We start from the raw sequence: 17,177 nt of genomic DNA, 5'->3' as shown, positions 1-17,177 counted from the left end.
CCCCCAAGCTCCCCGACGTCCAGGGCTACGAGTTCGCCGCCTGGACCCCGCTCGTCGCCCTCACCGTCCTCGCCGGACTCTGGCCCGCGCTGCTGCTCGGCCTCACCGACCCGGCCGTGCAGCAGCTCCTCGCAGGAGGCAAGGCATGACCGAAGCAGCCGCAAGCCTCGTCCAGTCCGTCGACTGGATCGCGGTCGCTCCGCCCACCGTCGCGGCCGTCGTCGGCCTGGTCGTCCTCGTCGCCGATCTGTTCGTGCGCGAGGCCAACAAGGCGCTTCTGGCGTGGATTTCGGTCGCCGGTCTGGTCGCCGCCACTCTGTCGCTGCTGCTCCTGCTCGACGGCGACCGCTCCACGTTCTGCCTCACCGGCGACGCGGGCGTCTGCAGCTACACGGCCGACCGCTTCACCGTCGTCATCCAGTTCCTGGTGCTCGCCGGCGCGCTCCTGACCGCCCTCCTGTCGGTCAGCCCGCTCAAGGAGACTAAGGAGCTCCCCGAGGGCGAGTTCTGGTTCCTGCTGCTCTCCTCTGCGGCCGGAGCGGCCCTGCTGCCCGCCTCGCGCGACCTCGCCACCCTGATCGTGGCCCTGGAGGTGGCCTCGCTTCCGGCCTTCGCGCTGGTCGGCCTCAGGCGCGGCGACCGCCGCTCCTCGGAGGCGGCCCTCAAGTTCTTCCTGTCGTCCGTCACCGCCACCGCGGTGAGCCTCCTGGGCGTCAGTTTCGTGTACGCGGCCACCGGCACGCTCCACCTCACCGAGGTCGCGACGGAACTCGGCCGGGTCGACGGGCAGTTGCACACCCTCGCGCAGACCGGTGTCGCCCTCACCCTCGTCGGCTTCGCCTTCAAGACGGCCGCGGTGCCCTTCCACTTCTGGGTGCCCGACACCTACATCGGCGCCCCGCTCCCGGTGGCCGCCTACCTCTCCGTGGTGGGCAAGGCGGTCGGCTTCACCGGGATCATCCTGGTGACCGTCGTCGCCTTCCCCTCGTACGCGGATGTGTGGGGCCCCGTACTCGCCGTACTCGCCGCCCTCACCATGACGGTCGGCAACGTCGCCGCGCTCCGACAGGTCGGCACGCGCGCGTACAGCGCGATTCGCCTCCTCGCGTGGTCCTCGGTGGGACAGGCCGGCTACCTCCTGGTGCCGATCGCCTCGGCCGCCTACGCGGACAGCCCCGCCGACACCCAGAAGGCGATCGGCGCGACCGTCGCGTACGCCCTGATGTACTCCGCGGTGAACCTCGGCGCCTTCGCCGTCGCCGCCCTCGTCGCCCGCACCCGGCCGCTGAACCGGATCAGCGACTACCGCGGCCTGTACGCGAACCACCCCCTCGCGGCCCTCGCTCTCGGCTTCTTCCTGCTCTGCCTGGCGGGTCTGCCGCCCGGCATCATCGGCCTGTTCGCCAAGGTCACGGTCTTCTCGGCGGCCGTCGACGCGGGCCTTGGCTGGCTCGCGGTCGTCATGGCCGTCAACGTCGTGATCGCCCTCTTCTACTACCTGCAGTGGACCGCCATCCTGTTCCGCACCCCTGAAGGAGCGGAAAAGCCCGAACGGAAGCACGCGATCCCGTTCCCGCTGGCGGCCGCGCTCGTCCTCACCACCGTCCTCGGTATCGCCCTCTCCGGCGCCCCCCAGCTCGTCCTGCGCTTCTCGGCGACCGGCCTCTTCTGAGCGCCGCACAACACCACGAGCGCCTCACAGCACCGCATCCGTACGGGACGGGCCCCCGCCGCCGGGCTCCGCACCCGTACGGCCGAATCCGGCTGTGCGCGCACCGGGGAACCAGCACCCTTCGCCTGGCGTTGACCAGGTAGGGAGGGTCCACTGGAGAGTGGAAGCCAGTGATTCAAGGGTTCCCCCGCCGCACCACCAGGAGGGCGTACCGTGCACCGCCGCTACAACGGTCTGAAGACCGCCGTGCTCCTCGGCGGACTGTCCGCGCTCATCCTTGTCATCGGCAGCTTCTTCGGACGTACGGGCCTTCTCGTCGCCCTTCTCGTGGCGCTCGGCACCAACGCGTACGCGTACTGGAACAGCGACAAGCTCGCCCTGAGGGCGATGCGCGCCCGCCCGGTGAGCGAGTTCGAGGCCCCCGAGCTGTACCGGATGGTCCGCGAACTCTCCACGCAGGCCCGCCAGCCCATGCCCCGGTTGTACATCTCACCCACCGAGGCGCCCAACGCGTTCGCGACCGGCCGCAATCCGCGCAACGCGGCGGTGTGCTGCACCGACGGAATCCTGCGCATCCTGGACGAGCGCGAGCTGCGCGGCGTCATCGGCCACGAGCTGAGCCACGTCTACAACCGCGACATCCTGATCTCCTCGGTGGCCGGCGCCCTCGCCTCAGTGATCATGTTCCTGGTCAACTTCGCCTGGCTGATCCCGAGCGGGAACAACAACCGTGAGGGTCCAGGCATCTTCGGCATGCTGCTGATCATGCTCCTGGGGCCGATCGCGGCCTCGGTCATCCGCCTCTCCATCAGCCGCTCCAGGGAGTACGAGGCGGACTCCTCCGGAGCCCAACTCACCGGCGACCCGCTCGCCCTGGCCAGCGCCCTGCGCAAACTGGAGAGCGGTACGAAGCAGCTGCCCCTCCCACCCGAGCCCAAGATCGAAGCAGCCAGCCACATGATGATCGCGAACCCCTTCCGGCCGGGCCAGGGCATGGCGAAGCTGTTCTCGACGCACCCGCCCATGGCGGAGCGCATCGCCCGCCTCGAACAGATGGCAGGACGCAACCCGTGAAGACCATCCTCAACATCATCTGGCTCGTACTGAGCGGCCTCTGGCTGTTCCTCGGTTACGTACTGGCGGGCCTGATCCTCTGCATCACGATCATCGGCATCCCCTTCGGGATCGCCGCGTTCCGTATCGGTGTCTACGCGCTGTGGCCCTTCGGGTACACGACCGTCGAACGCCGCGACGCGGGCGCGCCGTCCTTCGTGGGCAACGTCCTGTGGCTGGTCCTCGCGGGCTGGTGGCTGGCGCTCGCGCATATCGTCACGGGCGTCGCGCAGTGCCTCACGATCATCGGAATCCCGTTGGGCTTCGCGAACTTCAAGCTGATCCCGGTCTCTTTGATGCCCCTGGGTCGCGACATCGTCCGCACCGACGAGCCGTTCGCCACCCGCTGACCCGCCCTGTGTCATGCGCCGCACCGCGCGGCGCCTCGCAACCACACACGCCCCGCCCCGCGTCTTCCCCCGTGACACCGCACAACCGACAGGTGCACGAGGAAAGGCAGGTCACGGCGGTATGGGCATCATCAGCTGGATCATTCTGGGACTCATCGCCGGAGCCGCAGCCAAGATCCTGCTGCCCGGCCGGGACCCGGGCGGCCTCATCGGCACCACCCTCATCGGCGTCGCGGGAGCCTTCATCGGAGGCTGGGCCTCCGCAGAGTTCCTCGACCGGCCGATCACCAAGGACTTCTACGACGGCGCCACTTGGGTCGCGGCCATCGGCGGCTCCCTCATCCTCCTGGTCGCGTACCGCCTGCTCTTCGGCCACTCGCGCTCCCGCTGAGGAGCCACGGCCGGCCAGAGGCGGCGGGCGACAAACGGAAGGGCGGACACCGCGACGGTGTCCGCCCTTCCGTACATCTGCCTCATGAGCTCCGCGGACGCTACGCGCCCAACGCGCGCATGCTTACCGGTAGTTCACGAACTGCAGCGCGAAGTCGAAGTCCCGGCCCTTCAGGAGTGCGATCACGGACTGCAGGTCGTCGCGGTTCTTCGAGCTCACCCGCAGTTCGTCGCCCTGCACCTGGGCCTTCACGCCCTTCGGGCCCTCGTCGCGGATGACCTTCGCGACCTTCTTCGCGTTCTCCTGGGAGATGCCCTCCTCGATGGAGGCGAAGATCTTGTACTCCTTGCCGGACAGCTGCGGCTCACCGGCGTCCAGCGACTTCAGCGAGATGCCGCGCTTGATCAGCTTGGACTGGAAGATGTCAAGGATGGCCTTGACGCGCTCCTCGCCGTTGGCCTGCATGAGGATCTTCTCGCCGGACCAATCGATCGAGGCGCCGGTGCCCTTGAAGTCGTAGCGCTGCGAGATTTCCTTGGCGGCCTGGTTGAGGGCGTTGTCGACCTCCTGCCGCTCGACCTTCGAGACGATGTCGAAACTGGAGTCGGCCATGTCCTGTGGCTCCTTGTATCGGGGTGCGTAGGGGTACGGCCGGTAGTCCGGACCGCACCCGCAAGCCTAGTCACCAGGTCGCCGACGAGCGGCGATCTATCGGGTGGCGAAGCACCCCCGGGCATCAGGTATCGTTTACGTCGTTGCCACGGAGCAGCCGCAAGGCCGCTTTACGCAGCATCCCAGGCGGTGTGCCCGAGCGGCCAAAGGGAGCAGACTGTAAATCTGCCGGCTCAGCCTTCCCAGGTTCGAATCCTGGCGCCGCCACACTGGGAAAGCCCCCTCCGAACTGCGGAAACGCAGAGCGGAGGGGGCTTCTTCGTGCGCCCGCACGCGCCCCGCTCTCGGTCCACTCTCAGCCCGCCCTCAGACAACCCCCAGCCGCCCGCGCACGACCGTCACGGACGGCGGCAGGGTCTCGGCGCCGGTGACCGCGGCGCCCTCCGGGACACGGATCGTGCGCAGCGACCGCAGCTGCGGAACCGTACTGAAGTCGATGTGTGAGTGAAGCGTCTCGACGGTGAGCTCATGGAGCCGGTGGAACGCGCCGAGCCACTGCCAGGAGCGCCCCATGTCGGTCTCCACCCACAGGTGGGTGAGTGCCCTGCTGACGCAGGTGTTCACGAACTCCGGGGCGGTGAATTCACCGGCGACCCTGATGTGCGAGCGGCCTCCGAATTCCCGTAGTGCGCGCAGCTCGCGAAGGTTCGTGACCGGGAAGTACAGGTCCTTCGACGGGAGATGCGCGATCACTTCCTGGCCGTAGAGCTCGGTGTCGTATCTGCTCCACGCCTGCGCGAGTTCGGTGCGTACGCGCAGATCCGCGTGCTCGCGGTACTGGGCGAGAACGCCGACGGCGCCGTCCGTCGCGATCGGTGTGGCCGAGAGAACGGTGAAGTAGGCCTCATCGGCGACCGCTCGGTACGCGGATTCCATTTTCCTTTTACGGGCTCGCTCCGCCTCCGTGTCCACCGATTCCACCGGCATCGGACGCGGCGGAAGCACCCGCGGTCCGGGAAGCAGATCGAGTACGACAGGGCCGACCGACGACAACGCGCGTGCCTGTTCCGCCGAGCGCGGGGGAATCAACGCGGCCGCACGGTGCTGGACTTCGGCCCGCACCTCGGGGTCGAGTTCGGTGGCGTGTTCCAGGCAGGCCGCCGCGAGCAGATGCAGCCGATTCAGGCCCTGCTCCGTGGTGTCCGTACGCCTGACAAGGCCGGTGAGCAGCCGGGTCCGTTCACCGGGGCGAGCGTGGGCGACGGCCATTCTGATGACGTCTTCCCACTGGTCCAGGTGACCGTTGGCGATGAGGAAGTCGAAGTCGAGCCCTTCGACCGCCGCCTTCGCCCCGAGATAGTCCTGGAAAGTGCGGTGGATGAAATCCATCGACTCCGCACTCGGTTCCCTCAACAGGCCACTGCGGACGAGCAGATACTGATAGATCTCCTCGGCGGAACCCTGCCGGGAGACCTGGGGCATGGCCGGAAGGGCCTGGCCCAGGAGTTCCACGGCATCGGTGCGGTTCATCTCGGAGCGGCCGTTACGGATCATCCAATAGGCCAGTTTCTGGATCAGTTGGATGTGCTGGGCCTCGCTGATCCGGATGGCACCGGTTTTGTGGACACCCCGTTCACGGTCCCGCCGGAACAGCAGCATGGAGAGCGCCGCGTCGTAGATCTCCTTACGGCCCTCCGGCAGATAGCCGCGCCGGTCCTGGTTCAACGCGCAGATCAGCCCGCACATCAGGGGATTCGTGGCCAGTCTGCTCAGATCCTGTTTGGCCCGGACGGTGCGCAGCAGCGCCGTCGCGTACTGATCGCTGATTCCGGCGGCCTCGTGCCAACGCTTCACGAATTCCGTGACGTTGTCCCGGTGCATGGGCGCCAGGTCCAGCTCGGCGAACTCGTCGTCGGTGAGCCAGCGTTCGCGTACCGCGGAGGGCCTCGACGTGACGAGCCAGCGGTTGTCCGGATAGGCGCTGAGGAGTTCGTGGAGCCAGCGCCGGGCGTCGTTGCGGTCGTCCTCGGGAATCTCGTCGATGCCGTCGACCAGAATGAGCCCGCGCCCGGCGCGCAGAACCCGGTCGATCCATCCATGGGGCTGGAATCCGGCGATGGGACAGGCGACCGAGGAGAGGAATGCGTCCGGGGCCGGAAGAGGCGCGCCGCTGCGGGTCAAAGTGCGCAAGGGCAGTACGAACGGCACGAGTCCGTACAGATACAGCAGGTCTTTGTCGAGGGACTTCTTCGCCGTCGAGATCGCCAGCCACTGGACGAGGGTCGTCTTTCCCGAACCGGCCACCCCGCGCAGGAGTACGCGATTGCGTCCGGCGAGTACGTGATCGGCGGAGATCGTGGCCGGCACGGAATTCGGGGAGTCGCCCGCCGCGTCCAGGTTGAGATAGGCCACATCGAGGCGCCAGCTCGCCGGCCCACCGGACAGATCGAGGCCGAAAATGCTCAACTTGCCGTGCTTGGACTCGATGTAGCGCGCATAGCGTTCCTCGAAAGGGCCGTCGGCGGGGGACGGGGCCCGCGCGAGCAGGACATCGATCCTGCGCGCCAACTCCTCGATACTGCGGCTCTGTTCGAGCAGCGTCCGCGCTACAAAGGTGGAGCGCTGCGTGAAGAAATTCAGGATGTGCAGGCAGGCGGTGTCCATCACGGCGGCGTGCAGTGCGATCGCGTCGCTCGACAGGCCTATCGTGGCCGCCCTGCTCTGCGCCCGTAAATGCTGCGAGAGTTCGAGATGGCCGAGCCGCACCGCTTGTACGTCGTCCATGTCGATCGTGCCGAGGGACCGCAGGGAATCGGTGACGGCATTGATGACGCCCCGCTTCTCGAAGGAGGGCAGCAACTCCTCCGCGCCGGTCGAATGGGCCGCGCGCCGGACGAGTTCGTCCGCGATCTTCCGCAGTTCCTTGTCGGAAAGCGTCCGTTGCTCGCCGCGGAATGAAATGAGCCGGGTCACGCGCACCGGTTTGTCGACCAGGCCGGCGCCGGGACCGTCGGGCAGGAACAGTTTCTTGACCAGGGGACCGACGACACCGGACGCGAGCCGGGCCCCGATCACGGTGGGTTCCATCAGCCCTCCGGGTCGCCCGCAGGGCGAGTTCGCCGATCCGTCATCCGGCCAGCGTAGGGCCGAGCGCGGCGGCGTACGCCACAACGTCGTTATTCCGTTCGGCAGTTGAAGAACGCGCCACCGAGCAAGCAAATTCCGGCCAGCAACCCGATAATGCCTGGCCGCCGCTCCCGAAAACCCCCCGGGGAGCCCTCAGTTCCCCGCCACGTCCTTCACCGCTACGGAAACCGGCGTCCCCCCGCTGACCAACTCGAGCGTGAGGCCGACCGTCCCCGGCGCGTCCACCAACTCGGCCAGGACCGCCGCCACGTCGTCGCGCGGGACAGGTCCGCGGCCCGTCGAGGCCGCCAGGCGCACCAGACCCGTACCGGCGTCGTTCGTCAGCATGCCGGGCCGCAGAATCGTCCAGTCGAGCCCCGCACGGCCGCGTACGTACGCATCGGCCTCACCCTTCGCGCGCTGGTACGCGTCGAAGACGTCGTCGCCCTTGTGGTCCGGGTTCGCGCCCATCGACGACACCACCACGTACCGCCGCACTCCGGCCCGCTCGGCGGCCTCGGCGAACAGCACCGCCGCGCCCCGGTCCACCGTGTCCTTGCGGCCCATGCCGCTGCCGGGCCCCGCGCCGGCCGCGAAAACCGCCGCTGTGGCGCCCTGAAGATGGGCCGCGACCTGCTCGACCGAGGCCGACTCCAGGTCGCACAGCACCGGCTCGGCGCCCGCAGCCCGCAGGTCGTCGCCCTGATCGGGGTTGCGGATCAGGCCCGCGACCTCGTATCCGCGCGCGGCGAGCAGACGCTCCAGCCGCAACGCGATCTGACCGTGTCCTCCAGCGATGACAATCCGCATGTTTCCGACCGTACGCCGCGTCGGCCGACCGTGCCGTGCAACCAGTGCCGTGCCTCGGGCGTCACATGAGTGTTCATCTTCAAGAGGAGCCTGCCATCACCGCCATACGCACCACCCTGATCGCCACCGGCTGCGCCGCCGTCGTCCTCGCGGGCACCACCGCCTGTGACCCGATCGAGAGCGCCTCCGCGGGGCGCCAGGTCGACGACGCCGTGGCGAAGCTGGGTGAACAGCACTCGCTCTCCGTCGAGTTGAGCCTGGACGCCGATCCGGCCACGCTCGAGGAGCTCGTCGGCCGCAGCGACGGAGTGCGCGGGGGCGACGGCCCGCCGCCCGGCTTCGGCGCCTTCCTGGGCGAGGCCCGGCTGCAGGTCGCGCTGCGCTCGAAGAAGCCGCTGGCCGACACCAGGGAGAAGGATTTCTCCGGTAAGTCGATGAAGATCGCCGGAGCCGACGGAACGCTGGTCGAATACCGAGCCCTGGGCGAAGACACGTACTACCGCGCCGACTTGCGAGCCTTCGGTGAGCTGGCGAAGGTTCCGATGCCGTCGGCCGGCGACCTTCCCCCGCAGGCCGGGAGCTTGCGCAGCGTCCTCGAGGGCGACTGGATCAGGGTCGCTCCCGGGACCCTGCCCGGCCCCGCGCAGCGGCAGCGCACGGACGAAAAGGCGCGGGGCAAGCTCCTCAAGGGCATCCAGCGCGTGCTCGCCCGCGAGGTCACGTTCAAGGGCGACACGGACGCCGACGGCACCGGCCGCATCAAGGCGAAGGCGCACGCCCGCTCGCTCCTGAAGGGCATCGTGAACAAGCTCGAGCCGATGGCCGACGAGCTGCCGCCCGGCTCCGAACTGCCGACCGCCAAGGACTTCAAGTCCCTCCCGAACAAGCCCGTCACGGTCGAGTTCGAGATCGAGAACGGCAAACTGCGACAGGTCACGTTCGACCTCGCTCAACTCGCGGACAAGTCCGACGGCTTGCAGAAGGGCACCGAGCTGCCGCTGACCGTGAAGTTCGGCACAGCGGGGAAGATCGAGCGCCCGGCGGACGCCACCGAGCTGAAGCCCGCCGACCTGATGTTCCTGGGCGGCGCCGGCCTCATCGGCTGACCCGGCCCGCCGGCACAACAGCCCGCACGCGCGCGTGGTGCCGTACCGCACCGCAAAACCGTCACCACGCGCGCGTGGCAGCCGACTTCACGCCGTGCCGCTCTCCCCGGCCGTCCCCTTCGACCGCCCCTGACGCGGCAGGTCGAGCGCCACAGCCACCGCCGAGTCGCAGTACTCCCGTACCGCACTGGTCCGCGCCACCACGCGCCCGCGATGCACCACGATCCGGCTGTACGCGAGCGACAGGGCGCCCGCGAGCCGAGAGCCGCGTACGGCGAGCAGCTCGGCCGGGAAACCGGCCTCCACGCGCACTTCGGGCAGCCCCATGGCGGCCCGCGCCACCGTGCTGACCGAGGCGTACGCGTCCTCAGCGGCGAGCCCGTGCTGCGAAGCCAGCAGGTACCCGGCCTCCAAGGGGTCGCCGCGCCCCACCGGATTGGCCACGTCACGCAACGCGCCACTGCCCGCGGCCACCCGCACCCCGGCCGCCCTGAGCAGCCGTACGGGGGCCGTGCAGGACCCACGCCGCTCCAGGCCGCCGCAGTCGCCCTGCGGCAGGCAGGCCACGGCGACACCGGCGGCGGCGAGGGCGTCGGCGCTGCGCGAGGCCACGTCGGCGGGCATCCGGCCGAGCCCGCCGCAGGGCCCGACCGTCACCCCGGGCCGCAGCCCGCCCGCCATGGCCGCGAGGCGCGCGAGCCGAGCCGGATCGCCACCGTCGGTGTGCAGGTCGACGGGGCAGCCGTGCTCAGCGGCGACCTCGAGAACCGCCTCTACGTAGCCGGTCGGATCCGGGTCCAGATCGGGGCAACCTCCGACCACGGAGGCGCCCATTTTCACCGCGTCCCGCAGCATCGCGAGACCGTCGGCACCCGCGACCCCGGTGAGCAGCCGCGGCACGGCGACCGCGGTGAGATCCGTCAGCCCGCGCACCGCCCTGCGTGTCTGCAGAACGGCCTCCATGGCGTCGAGCCCTTGCACGTCCCCGATCCGCACATGGCTGCGCAACGCGGTGGCGCCGTGGCCGAGTTGCAGGAGCGCCGCTTCGGTGGTGCGCCGCTGGACGTCCTGGATGTCGTACGCGGCCGGACCGTCGCAGTCCGCCGTCAGCGCGGTGTCGCTGTGCGCGTGCGGCTCCGCGGGCGCGGGCAGCAGCAGGTAGCCGGCGAGATCCACGCGCGCGGTGTGCGCGGTCAGGCTGCCCGCTGTGCCGACCGCCTCGATCCGCCCCCGGCCGAGGCGCACATCGACCGTCCGGCCGTCGGTGAGCGTGGCTCCGCAGAGCAGGAGGGAGGCGGTGTCCTCGGCGGCGCCGTCATGGTGCGGCGGCTGCGGCTGGCTGTCGGGCATCGCGCTCCCGGGTGCGTGGCTCGAACGGTCAGGACCACGCGGCGTTCGATCAAGATCACGCAGCGTGTGCCGAGCCTAGGGCGCAGGTCACCCGCCTTCGCGGAGGAGCGGAATAGTCGTACCGGTGTGGTGCACGGGCCCCTGAAGGGGCGACTGAGAGGCGTGGGGCGATCGTTGTGCGCGGGGCTCTCAAACGGATTTGGGCGAACGGCAGCCGACCGTGTAATGTCTTCATCGCTCGCCCCAATAGCTCAGTCGGTAGAGCGTCTCCATGGTAAGGAGAAGGTCTACGGTTCGATTCCGTATTGGGGCTCTGATGTGCGGCTCCCTCACCTTAGGGTGAGGGGACTCGCATCAAAGCGGTGTAGCTCAGTCGGTAGAGCAAGCGGCTCATAATCGCTGTGTCACCGGTTCAAGTCCGGTCACCGCTACTGACAGTAGCCGATTGCGGGGTCTGTCCTCCGGTCGGCTACTCTTTTCTGCGTTCATCTGTTTTATTCGCCCATCCGTCCGTCCAAGGAGCACTCACGTGGCTGCCACCGACGTCCGCCCGAAGATCACGCTGGCCTGCGTGGAGTGCAAGGAGCGGAACTACATCACCAAGAAGAACCGGCGTAACAACCCGGACCGTCTTGAGATGAAGAAGCACTGCCCGCGCTGCAACTCGCACACTGCACACCGCGAGACTCGCTGAATCAGGCTCGTATACGAGGCCGTCCCCTTTCCAGGGGGCGGCCTCGTGTCGTTACCGCCCGTGGTCGTCGCCGCGGGTGAGGCAGGAACACCGCGGAATACCGCGGAAAGCACAGGAGGTGCCGACGGCCATGGCGCTCGACCAGTCCTTCGTGGGGCGGTCCTACCCGCCCACCGACCCCTATGAGGTCGGCCGGGAGAAGATCCGTGAATTCGCGGAGGCGGTGGGTGACGCCAATGCGGCGTACACCGACCCGGAAGCGGCCAAGGCGTTCGGACACCCCGATGTGATCGCTCCGCCGACTTTCGTGTTCGCCATCACCTTCAAGGCGGCCGGACAGGTCATCGAGGACCCGCAACTGGGCCTCGACTACAGCCGCGTCGTGCACGGCGACCAGAAGTTCGCGTACACGCGCCCGGTGCGCGCGGGTGACCGGCTCAGCGTCACCACGAGCATCGAGGCGATCAAGTCCATGGCGGGCAACGACATCCTGGACATCCGGGGTGAGGTGCACGACGAGGCCGGCGAGCACGTGGTGACCGCCTGGACCAAGCTCGTCGCCCGCGCGGCAGAGGAGGCGTGACGATGACCACATCGAGCACCACGGCGCAGGTCCGGTACGCGGACGTCGAGGTCGGCACCGAACTCCCCGCGCAGAGCTTCCCGGTGACTCGCGCCACACTCGTGCGGTACGCGGGCGCGTCCGGCGACTTCAACCCGATCCACTGGAACGAGAAGTTCGCCAAGGGAGTCGGCCTGCCCGACGTCATCGCGCACGGCATGTTCACCATGGCCGAGGCGATCCGCGTCGTCACCGACTGGGTCGGCGACCCGGCGGCTGTGACCGAGTACGGCGTCCGCTTCACCAAGCCGGTCGTCGTGCCCAATGACGACGAAGGCGCGGTCATCGAGGTCAGCGCCAAGGTCGCGGCCAAGCTCGACGACGACGCCCGCACCGTGCGCGTGGACCTGCTCGCGAAGAGCGCGGACCAGAAGGTCCTCGGTATGTCGCGGGCCGTCGTACGCCTCGGCTGAGGCGCGTCGCGGAACCTCTCACGGTCCGGGACCGGCGTTGTCCGTCCCGGACCGTACCCTTGAGCGCGTGCAGCAACTCCACGACGCCCCGCTCGCCCCGCTGACCACCTTCCGGCTCGGCGGACCCGCGACCCGCCTGATCACCGCGACGACCGACGCCGAGGTGGTCTCCGCCGTGCGCGAGGCCGACGCCTCGGGCACCCCCCTGCTCGTCATCGGCGGCGGCAGCAACCTCGTGATCAGCGACAAGGGCTTCGACGGCACCGCCCTGCGCATCGCCACGAAGGGCTTCGAACTGGACGGCGCGAAGCTCGAGTTGGCCGCCGGCGAGGTGTGGACCGACGCCGTGGCGCGCACGGTGGAGGCCGGTCTCGCGGGCGTCGAGTGCCTCGCCGGGATCCCCGGCTCCGCGGGCGCGACCCCGATCCAGAACGTGGGGGCGTACGGCCAGGAGGTCTCCTCGACCATCACCGAGGTGGTGGCGTACGACAGGGAGGCCCGGGAAACGGTCACCCTGAGCAACGCCGACTGCGCCTTCTCGTACCGCCACAGCCGCTTCAAGGCCGACCCCGCGCGCTATGTGGTGCTCCGCGTCCGCTTCGAGCTGGAGGACGCGGACGGTCTGAGCGCCCCGCTGAAGTACGCCGAGACGGCCCGCACCCTGGGTGTCGAGGCAGGCGACCGCGTCCCGCTGGCGAGCGCCCGCGAGACGGTCCTGAAGCTGCGCGCCGGTAAGGGCATGGTGCTCGACCCGGAGGACCACGACACCTGGTCGGCGGGGTCGTTCTTCACCAACCCGATCCTCACCGGGGAGGAGTTCGACGTCTTCCACGCGCGCGTGGTGGACCGCCTCGGCGCGGACGCCCGCCCGCCCGCCTTCCCGGAGGGGGAGGGCCAGGTGAAGACCTCCGCCGCCTGGCTGATCGACAAGGCGGGCTTCACGAAGGGGTACGGAGAGGGGCCGGCCCGCATCTCCACCAAGCACACCCTCGCCCTCACCAACCGAGGCGAGGCCACCACCGAGGACCTGCTCGACCTCGCCCGTGAGGTCGTCGTCGGAGTCCGGGACGCCTTCGGCATCACGCTGGTCAACGAGCCGGTGACGGTCGGCGTCAGCCTCTAGTGGGACATCGGCGCTAGTACGCGACCAGTGGCGTACCGGCGCTAGTACGCCACGCTCACGCCCTGCCGTACGGCCGCCGGATCGTCGGCCAGCGCCAGCATCGCGTGCGCCACGTCCGCGCGCGCGATGGTGCTGCCGCCGCGCAGATTCTCGTTCAGCGCGGTGCGATAGGTGCCGGTCACCGGCTTGTCGAGCAGCTTCGGCGGGCGTACGAGCGTCCAGTCCGTGGCGCTGCGCCGGATCTCCTCCTCCATCACCTTGAGGTCGTCGTAGACCGCCTTCAGGACGGTGTTGATCAGCGGCAGCACCACCGCGCGCTGCATGAACGTCTGGTCGGCCGGCTCGGCGGCGAGCGGCGCCGCGCTCACCGCGAGGAAGCGCCGGGTGCCGGTCACGTCCAGCGCCCGCAGAACCGGCCCCGTCAGCCGCGCCGCGATCCCCGTACGGGCGTCCTTGGTCGAGCGCGCGCCGAGCCCGGACAGCACCGCGTCCCGCCCGGCGACCGCGTCCCGCAGCACCTCCGGGTCCCGCAGGTCGGCCCGGACCACCGTCAGGCCGTCACCGGTCACCGTCAGACGTGCCGGATCGCGCACCACGGCCGTGACCTCGTGCCCCGTGTCGAGCGCTTGCCGGACGACCTCCTGGCCGATGCCGCCGGTGGCACCGAAAACTGTGAGCCTCATGTCGCAGCCTCCCAAGGTGGGTGAGTGTTCACTCACCCCTGCGCCTTCTAGAGTGGGTAAGCACTCACTCACCCGTCAAGTCTGATTGGAGGGCACATGCAGAAACCGGCCCGGGAGCGCATCCTCACGGCAGCCCACGAGCTGATGCGCACGATCGGCCTCGCCCGCACCACCACCAAGGAGATCGCCAAGGCGGCCGGCTGCTCGGAGGCCGCGCTCTACAAGCACTTCGCGAGCAAGGAAGAACTGTTCGTCAGCGTCCTCCAGGAGCGCCTGCCCCAACTCTCCCCACTGCTGCACCGGTTGGTCGCCGACCCGGGCAGCCGGAGCGTCGAGGAGAACTTGGTCGAGATCGCCCGTGCCGCCGCGCTCTTCTACGAGCAGAGCTTCCCGATCGCCGCCTCCCTGTACGCGGAGACCCAGCTGCGCAACCGCCACCAGGAGGCGCTGCGGGAGATGGGCACCGGCCCGCACATGCCGATCACGGGCCTCGACGGCTACCTGCGGGCGGAACAGCAGGCGGGCCGCATCGCCGCGCACGCCGACACCTTCGCGGCCGCGTCACTGCTCCTGGGTGCCTGCGCGCAGCGCTCCTTCGCGTACGACACGGACGGGCCGCACCCGCCGCCGCCCGTCGACACGTTCGCCACCGGTCTTGTCCGCACGCTCCTCGCGGGGATCGCCACGGAGTCCGCGGCCTAGGGGAGCGGGCTCACCGCAGCCAGTCGTCGATCCCCGACAGGAGCTTCTCCCGCACGTCGACCGGCGCCGCCGAACCGCGCACCGACTGCCGGGCCAGCTCCGCGAGCTCCGCGTCGTCGAACCCGTGGTGCGCCCGCGCGATCTCGTACTGCGCGGCGAGGCGCGAGCCGAATAGCAGCGGGTCGTCGGCGCCGAGCGCCATCGGCACTCCGGCGTCGTACAGCGTCCGCAGCGGCACGTCCTCGGGCTTCTCGTACACCCCGAGCGCCACATTGGAGGCCGGGCAGACCTCGCAGGTCACGCCCCGCTCGGCCAGGCGCTTCAACAGCCGCGGGTCCTCGGCGGCGCGCACCCCGTGCCCGATCCGGGCGGCGTGCAGATCGTCGACGCAGTCGCGCACCGAGGCGGGCCCGGTCAGCTCGCCGCCGTGCGGCGCCGCGAGCAGCCCGCCCTCCCGCGCGATGGCGAAGGCACGGTCGAAGTCCCGTGCCATGCCCCGCCGTTCGTCATTGGAGAGCCCGAAGCCGACGATGCCCCGGTCCGCGTACCGCACCGCGAGCCGGGCCAGCGTGCGGGCGTCCAGCGGGTGCTTCATCCGGTTCGCCGCGACCAGCACCCGCATCCCGAGCCCGGTCTCCCGGGAAGCGGAATCCACCGCGTCCAGGATGACCTCGAGCGCGGGAATCAGACCGCCGAGCCGGGGCGCGTACGAGGTCGGATCGACCTGGATCTCCAGCCAACCGGAACCGTCCGCGAGGTCCTCCTGCGCGGCCTCACGGACCAGCCGCTGGATGTCCTCCGGCTCCCGCAGACAGGACCGCGCCATGTCGTACAGCCGCTGGAAGCGGAACCATCCGCGCTCATCGGTGGCCCGCAACTTCGGCGGCTGCCCCGCGGTCAGCGCGTCGGGGAGATGCACCCCGTACTTGTCCGCGAGCTCAAGCAGCGTCGTGGGCCGCATCGACCCGGTGAAGTGCAGATGCAGATGGGCTTTGGGCAACAGGCTGACGTCACGAACACGCTCCATCCCAAGATCCTGCCGTACGGATATGCCGTCCCGGAAGCCGCTTTCCGCCAAGGACTCTCCAAGGAGTACGGACCCGAACGAAGAAACGGGCCCCCGGCCGCAGCCGGGAGCCCGTTCACGAAAACCGCCGCTATACGTGCCTGCTAGCGCGCCTCGGCCAGCAGCTTCTGGATCCGCGACACACCCTCGACCAGGTCCTCGTCGCCGAGCGCGTACGAAAGCCGCAGGTAGCCCGGCGTACCGAAGGCCTCGCCCGGCACCACGGCGACCTCGACCTCGTCCAGGATCAGCGCGGCCAGCTCGACCGTGGTCTCCGGATGCTTGCCGCGGATCTCCTTGCCGAGCAGGCCCTTCACGGACGGGTACGCGTAGAAGGCGCCCTCGGGCACCGGGCAGAGCACGCCCTCGATGTCGTTGAGCATCTTCACGATGGTCTGCCGGCGCCGGTCGAAGGCCTTGCGCATCTCGGCCACGGCGGTCAGGTCACCGGAGACGGCGGCGAGCGCGGCGGCCTGCGCCACGTTGCTCACGTTGGAGGTGGCGTGCGACTGAAGGTTCGTCGCGGCCTTGACCACGTCCTTCGGACCGATCACCCAGCCCACGCGCCAGCCCGTCATGGCGTACGTCTTGGCCACGCCGTTGACGACGATGCACTTGTCCCGCAGCTCGGGCACGACCACCGGCAGCGAGCTGAACTCGGCGTCCCCGTACACCAGGTGCTCGTAGATCTCGTCGGTCAGGACCCACAGGCCCTTCTCGGCGGCCCAGCGGCCGATCTCCTCCACCTGCGCGCGCGTGTAGACAGCGCCCGTCGGGTTCGAGGGGGAGACGAAAAGCAGCACCTTGGTGTTCTCGGTGACCGCGGCCTCGAGCTGCTCGACCGACACCCGGTACCCGGTGGTCTCGTCGGCGGTCACGAAGACCGGCACACCACCCGCGAGCTGGATCGATTCGGGGTACGTCGTCCAGTACGGGGTCGGCACGATGACCTCGTCGCCCGGATCCAGGATGGTGGCGAAGGCCTCGTAGATGGCCTGCTTGCCGCCGTTGGTGACCAGGACGTTCGCGGCCTCCACCTCGTATCCGGAGTCGCGCAGCGTCTTGGCGGCGATCGCGGCCTTCAGCTCGGGCAGCCCGCCCGCCGGCGTGTACCGGTGGTACCTCGGGTTCTTGCAGGCCTCAACGGCGGCCTCGACGATGTAGTCGGGCGTCGGGAAGTCCGGCTCGCCCGCGCCGAAGCCGATCACCGGACGGCCGGCGGCCTTGAGGGCCTTTGCCTTGGCGTCGACAGCGAGGGTGGCGGACTCGGAGATCGCGCCGATGCGGGCGGAGATGCGACGTTCGGTGGGTGAGGTTGCAGCGCTCATGAGCCCCATCGTTCCA

At 69.4% G+C, this 17,177-nt stretch carries 17 protein-coding genes and 3 tRNA genes; 13 read left to right on the top strand and 7 right to left on the bottom strand.

The features are described from left to right. Positions 1–145: 145 nt before the first annotated feature. The 4 genes from GUY60_RS01455 (at position 146) to GUY60_RS01440 (ending at position 3,526) form a co-directional block, all read left to right on the top strand. Positions 146–1,672, top strand: coding sequence for an NADH-quinone oxidoreductase subunit N (locus GUY60_RS01455; RefSeq protein WP_161692981.1), 1,527 nt, complete (start codon positions 146–148; stop codon positions 1,670–1,672). A gap of 213 nt (positions 1,673–1,885) precedes the next feature. Then, a complete protein-coding gene (htpX, locus tag GUY60_RS01450; RefSeq protein WP_161692980.1) occupies positions 1,886–2,746 on the top strand; it encodes a zinc metalloprotease HtpX in 861 nt (286 codons plus the stop codon). Continuing rightward, entirely contained in the window at positions 2,743–3,135 is a 393-nt protein-coding gene (locus GUY60_RS01445; RefSeq protein ID WP_161692979.1) for a YccF domain-containing protein, read from the top strand. Before htpX ends, GUY60_RS01445 begins: the two co-directional genes overlap by 4 nt. 121 nt (positions 3,136–3,256) lie before the next feature. After that, positions 3,257–3,526 (top strand): GlsB/YeaQ/YmgE family stress response membrane protein, encoded by a 270-nt coding sequence (locus GUY60_RS01440; RefSeq protein WP_161692978.1) that lies wholly within the window; start codon positions 3,257–3,259, stop codon positions 3,524–3,526. Positions 3,527–3,649: 123 nt separating this feature from the next. On the opposite strand, the gene GUY60_RS01435 is transcribed toward GUY60_RS01440, so the two are convergent. After that, on the bottom strand, positions 3,650–4,138 hold the full coding sequence (locus GUY60_RS01435) for a YajQ family cyclic di-GMP-binding protein (RefSeq protein WP_161692977.1): 489 nt from the start codon (positions 4,136–4,138) through the stop codon (positions 3,650–3,652). Between the two features lie 185 nt (positions 4,139–4,323). Between GUY60_RS01435 and GUY60_RS01430 the strand changes: the two genes are divergently transcribed. Further along, a tRNA-Tyr gene (locus tag GUY60_RS01430) sits at positions 4,324–4,405 on the top strand. A 99-nt stretch (positions 4,406–4,504) separates the two neighbouring features. Here the strand turns inward: GUY60_RS01430 and GUY60_RS01425 are convergent. Both GUY60_RS01425 and GUY60_RS01420 read right to left on the bottom strand, forming a co-directional pair. Further along, entirely contained in the window at positions 4,505–7,225 is a 2,721-nt protein-coding gene (locus GUY60_RS01425) for an NACHT domain-containing protein (protein ID WP_187369903.1), read from the bottom strand. 192 nt (positions 7,226–7,417) lie between these two features. Then, complete coding sequence (locus tag GUY60_RS01420; RefSeq protein ID WP_161692976.1) at positions 7,418–8,074, bottom strand: SDR family oxidoreductase; 657 nt, start codon at positions 8,072–8,074, stop codon at positions 7,418–7,420. A gap of 65 nt (positions 8,075–8,139) precedes the next feature. Between GUY60_RS01420 and GUY60_RS01415 the strand changes: the two genes are divergently transcribed. Next, complete coding sequence (locus tag GUY60_RS01415) at positions 8,140–9,180, top strand: hypothetical protein (protein WP_161692975.1); 1,041 nt, start codon at positions 8,140–8,142, stop codon at positions 9,178–9,180. A gap of 87 nt (positions 9,181–9,267) precedes the next feature. On the opposite strand, the gene GUY60_RS01410 is transcribed toward GUY60_RS01415, so the two are convergent. Continuing rightward, the gene (locus GUY60_RS01410; protein WP_161692974.1) at positions 9,268–10,530 is read right to left on the bottom strand and encodes an amidohydrolase family protein; all 1,263 of its coding nucleotides are present in this window, start codon (positions 10,528–10,530) and stop codon (positions 9,268–9,270) included. Positions 10,531–10,770: 240 nt separating this feature from the next. On the opposite strand from GUY60_RS01410, the gene GUY60_RS01405 reads away from it, so the two are divergent. The 6 genes from GUY60_RS01405 to GUY60_RS01380 all read left to right on the top strand — a co-directional run bounded on the left by GUY60_RS01405 (position 10,771) and on the right by GUY60_RS01380 (position 13,382). Then, a tRNA-Thr gene (locus tag GUY60_RS01405) sits at positions 10,771–10,843 on the top strand. Between the two features lie 45 nt (positions 10,844–10,888). Further along, a tRNA-Met gene (locus GUY60_RS01400) sits at positions 10,889–10,961 on the top strand. A gap of 98 nt (positions 10,962–11,059) precedes the next feature. Beyond that, positions 11,060–11,224: a 50S ribosomal protein L33 gene (gene rpmG, locus GUY60_RS01395; RefSeq protein ID WP_003956487.1), complete on the top strand. Its 165-nt coding sequence runs from the start codon at positions 11,060–11,062 to the stop codon at positions 11,222–11,224. Positions 11,225–11,354: 130 nt separating this feature from the next. Next, positions 11,355–11,807 (top strand): MaoC family dehydratase N-terminal domain-containing protein, encoded by a 453-nt coding sequence (locus tag GUY60_RS01390; protein WP_161692973.1) that lies wholly within the window; start codon positions 11,355–11,357, stop codon positions 11,805–11,807. A gap of 2 nt (positions 11,808–11,809) precedes the next feature. After that, positions 11,810–12,259 (top strand): MaoC family dehydratase, encoded by a 450-nt coding sequence (locus GUY60_RS01385; RefSeq protein WP_161692972.1) that lies wholly within the window; start codon positions 11,810–11,812, stop codon positions 12,257–12,259. Positions 12,260–12,326: 67 nt separating this feature from the next. Next, positions 12,327–13,382, top strand: a complete 1,056-nt coding sequence (locus tag GUY60_RS01380) for a UDP-N-acetylmuramate dehydrogenase (protein ID WP_161692971.1) — start codon at positions 12,327–12,329, stop codon at positions 13,380–13,382. A gap of 41 nt (positions 13,383–13,423) precedes the next feature. Here GUY60_RS01380 and GUY60_RS01375 read toward each other — a convergent pair whose 3' ends face one another. Beyond that, positions 13,424–14,065 (bottom strand): NAD(P)-dependent oxidoreductase, encoded by a 642-nt coding sequence (locus GUY60_RS01375; RefSeq protein ID WP_161692970.1) that lies wholly within the window; start codon positions 14,063–14,065, stop codon positions 13,424–13,426. A gap of 96 nt (positions 14,066–14,161) precedes the next feature. Here GUY60_RS01375 and GUY60_RS01370 point away from each other — a divergent pair, with 96 nt between their 5' ends. Continuing rightward, positions 14,162–14,767 (top strand): TetR/AcrR family transcriptional regulator, encoded by a 606-nt coding sequence (locus GUY60_RS01370; protein ID WP_161692969.1) that lies wholly within the window; start codon positions 14,162–14,164, stop codon positions 14,765–14,767. A gap of 10 nt (positions 14,768–14,777) precedes the next feature. Here GUY60_RS01370 and GUY60_RS01365 read toward each other — a convergent pair whose 3' ends face one another. Both GUY60_RS01365 and GUY60_RS01360 read right to left on the bottom strand, forming a co-directional pair. Then, complete coding sequence (locus GUY60_RS01365) at positions 14,778–15,794, bottom strand: adenosine deaminase (protein ID WP_161692968.1); 1,017 nt, start codon at positions 15,792–15,794, stop codon at positions 14,778–14,780. A gap of 143 nt (positions 15,795–15,937) precedes the next feature. After that, complete coding sequence (locus GUY60_RS01360) at positions 15,938–17,161, bottom strand: pyridoxal phosphate-dependent aminotransferase (protein WP_161692967.1); 1,224 nt, start codon at positions 17,159–17,161, stop codon at positions 15,938–15,940. Between the last annotated feature and the right edge of the window lie 16 nt (positions 17,162–17,177).

The sequence above is a fragment of the Streptomyces boluensis genome, from assembly GCF_009908195.1.
In the GTDB taxonomy this organism is placed as follows: Bacteria; Actinomycetota; Actinomycetes; order Streptomycetales; family Streptomycetaceae; genus Streptomyces; species Streptomyces boluensis.
Note: the sequence above shows the minus strand (reverse complement) of the source record. Positions and strands in the feature narration are given on the sequence as shown.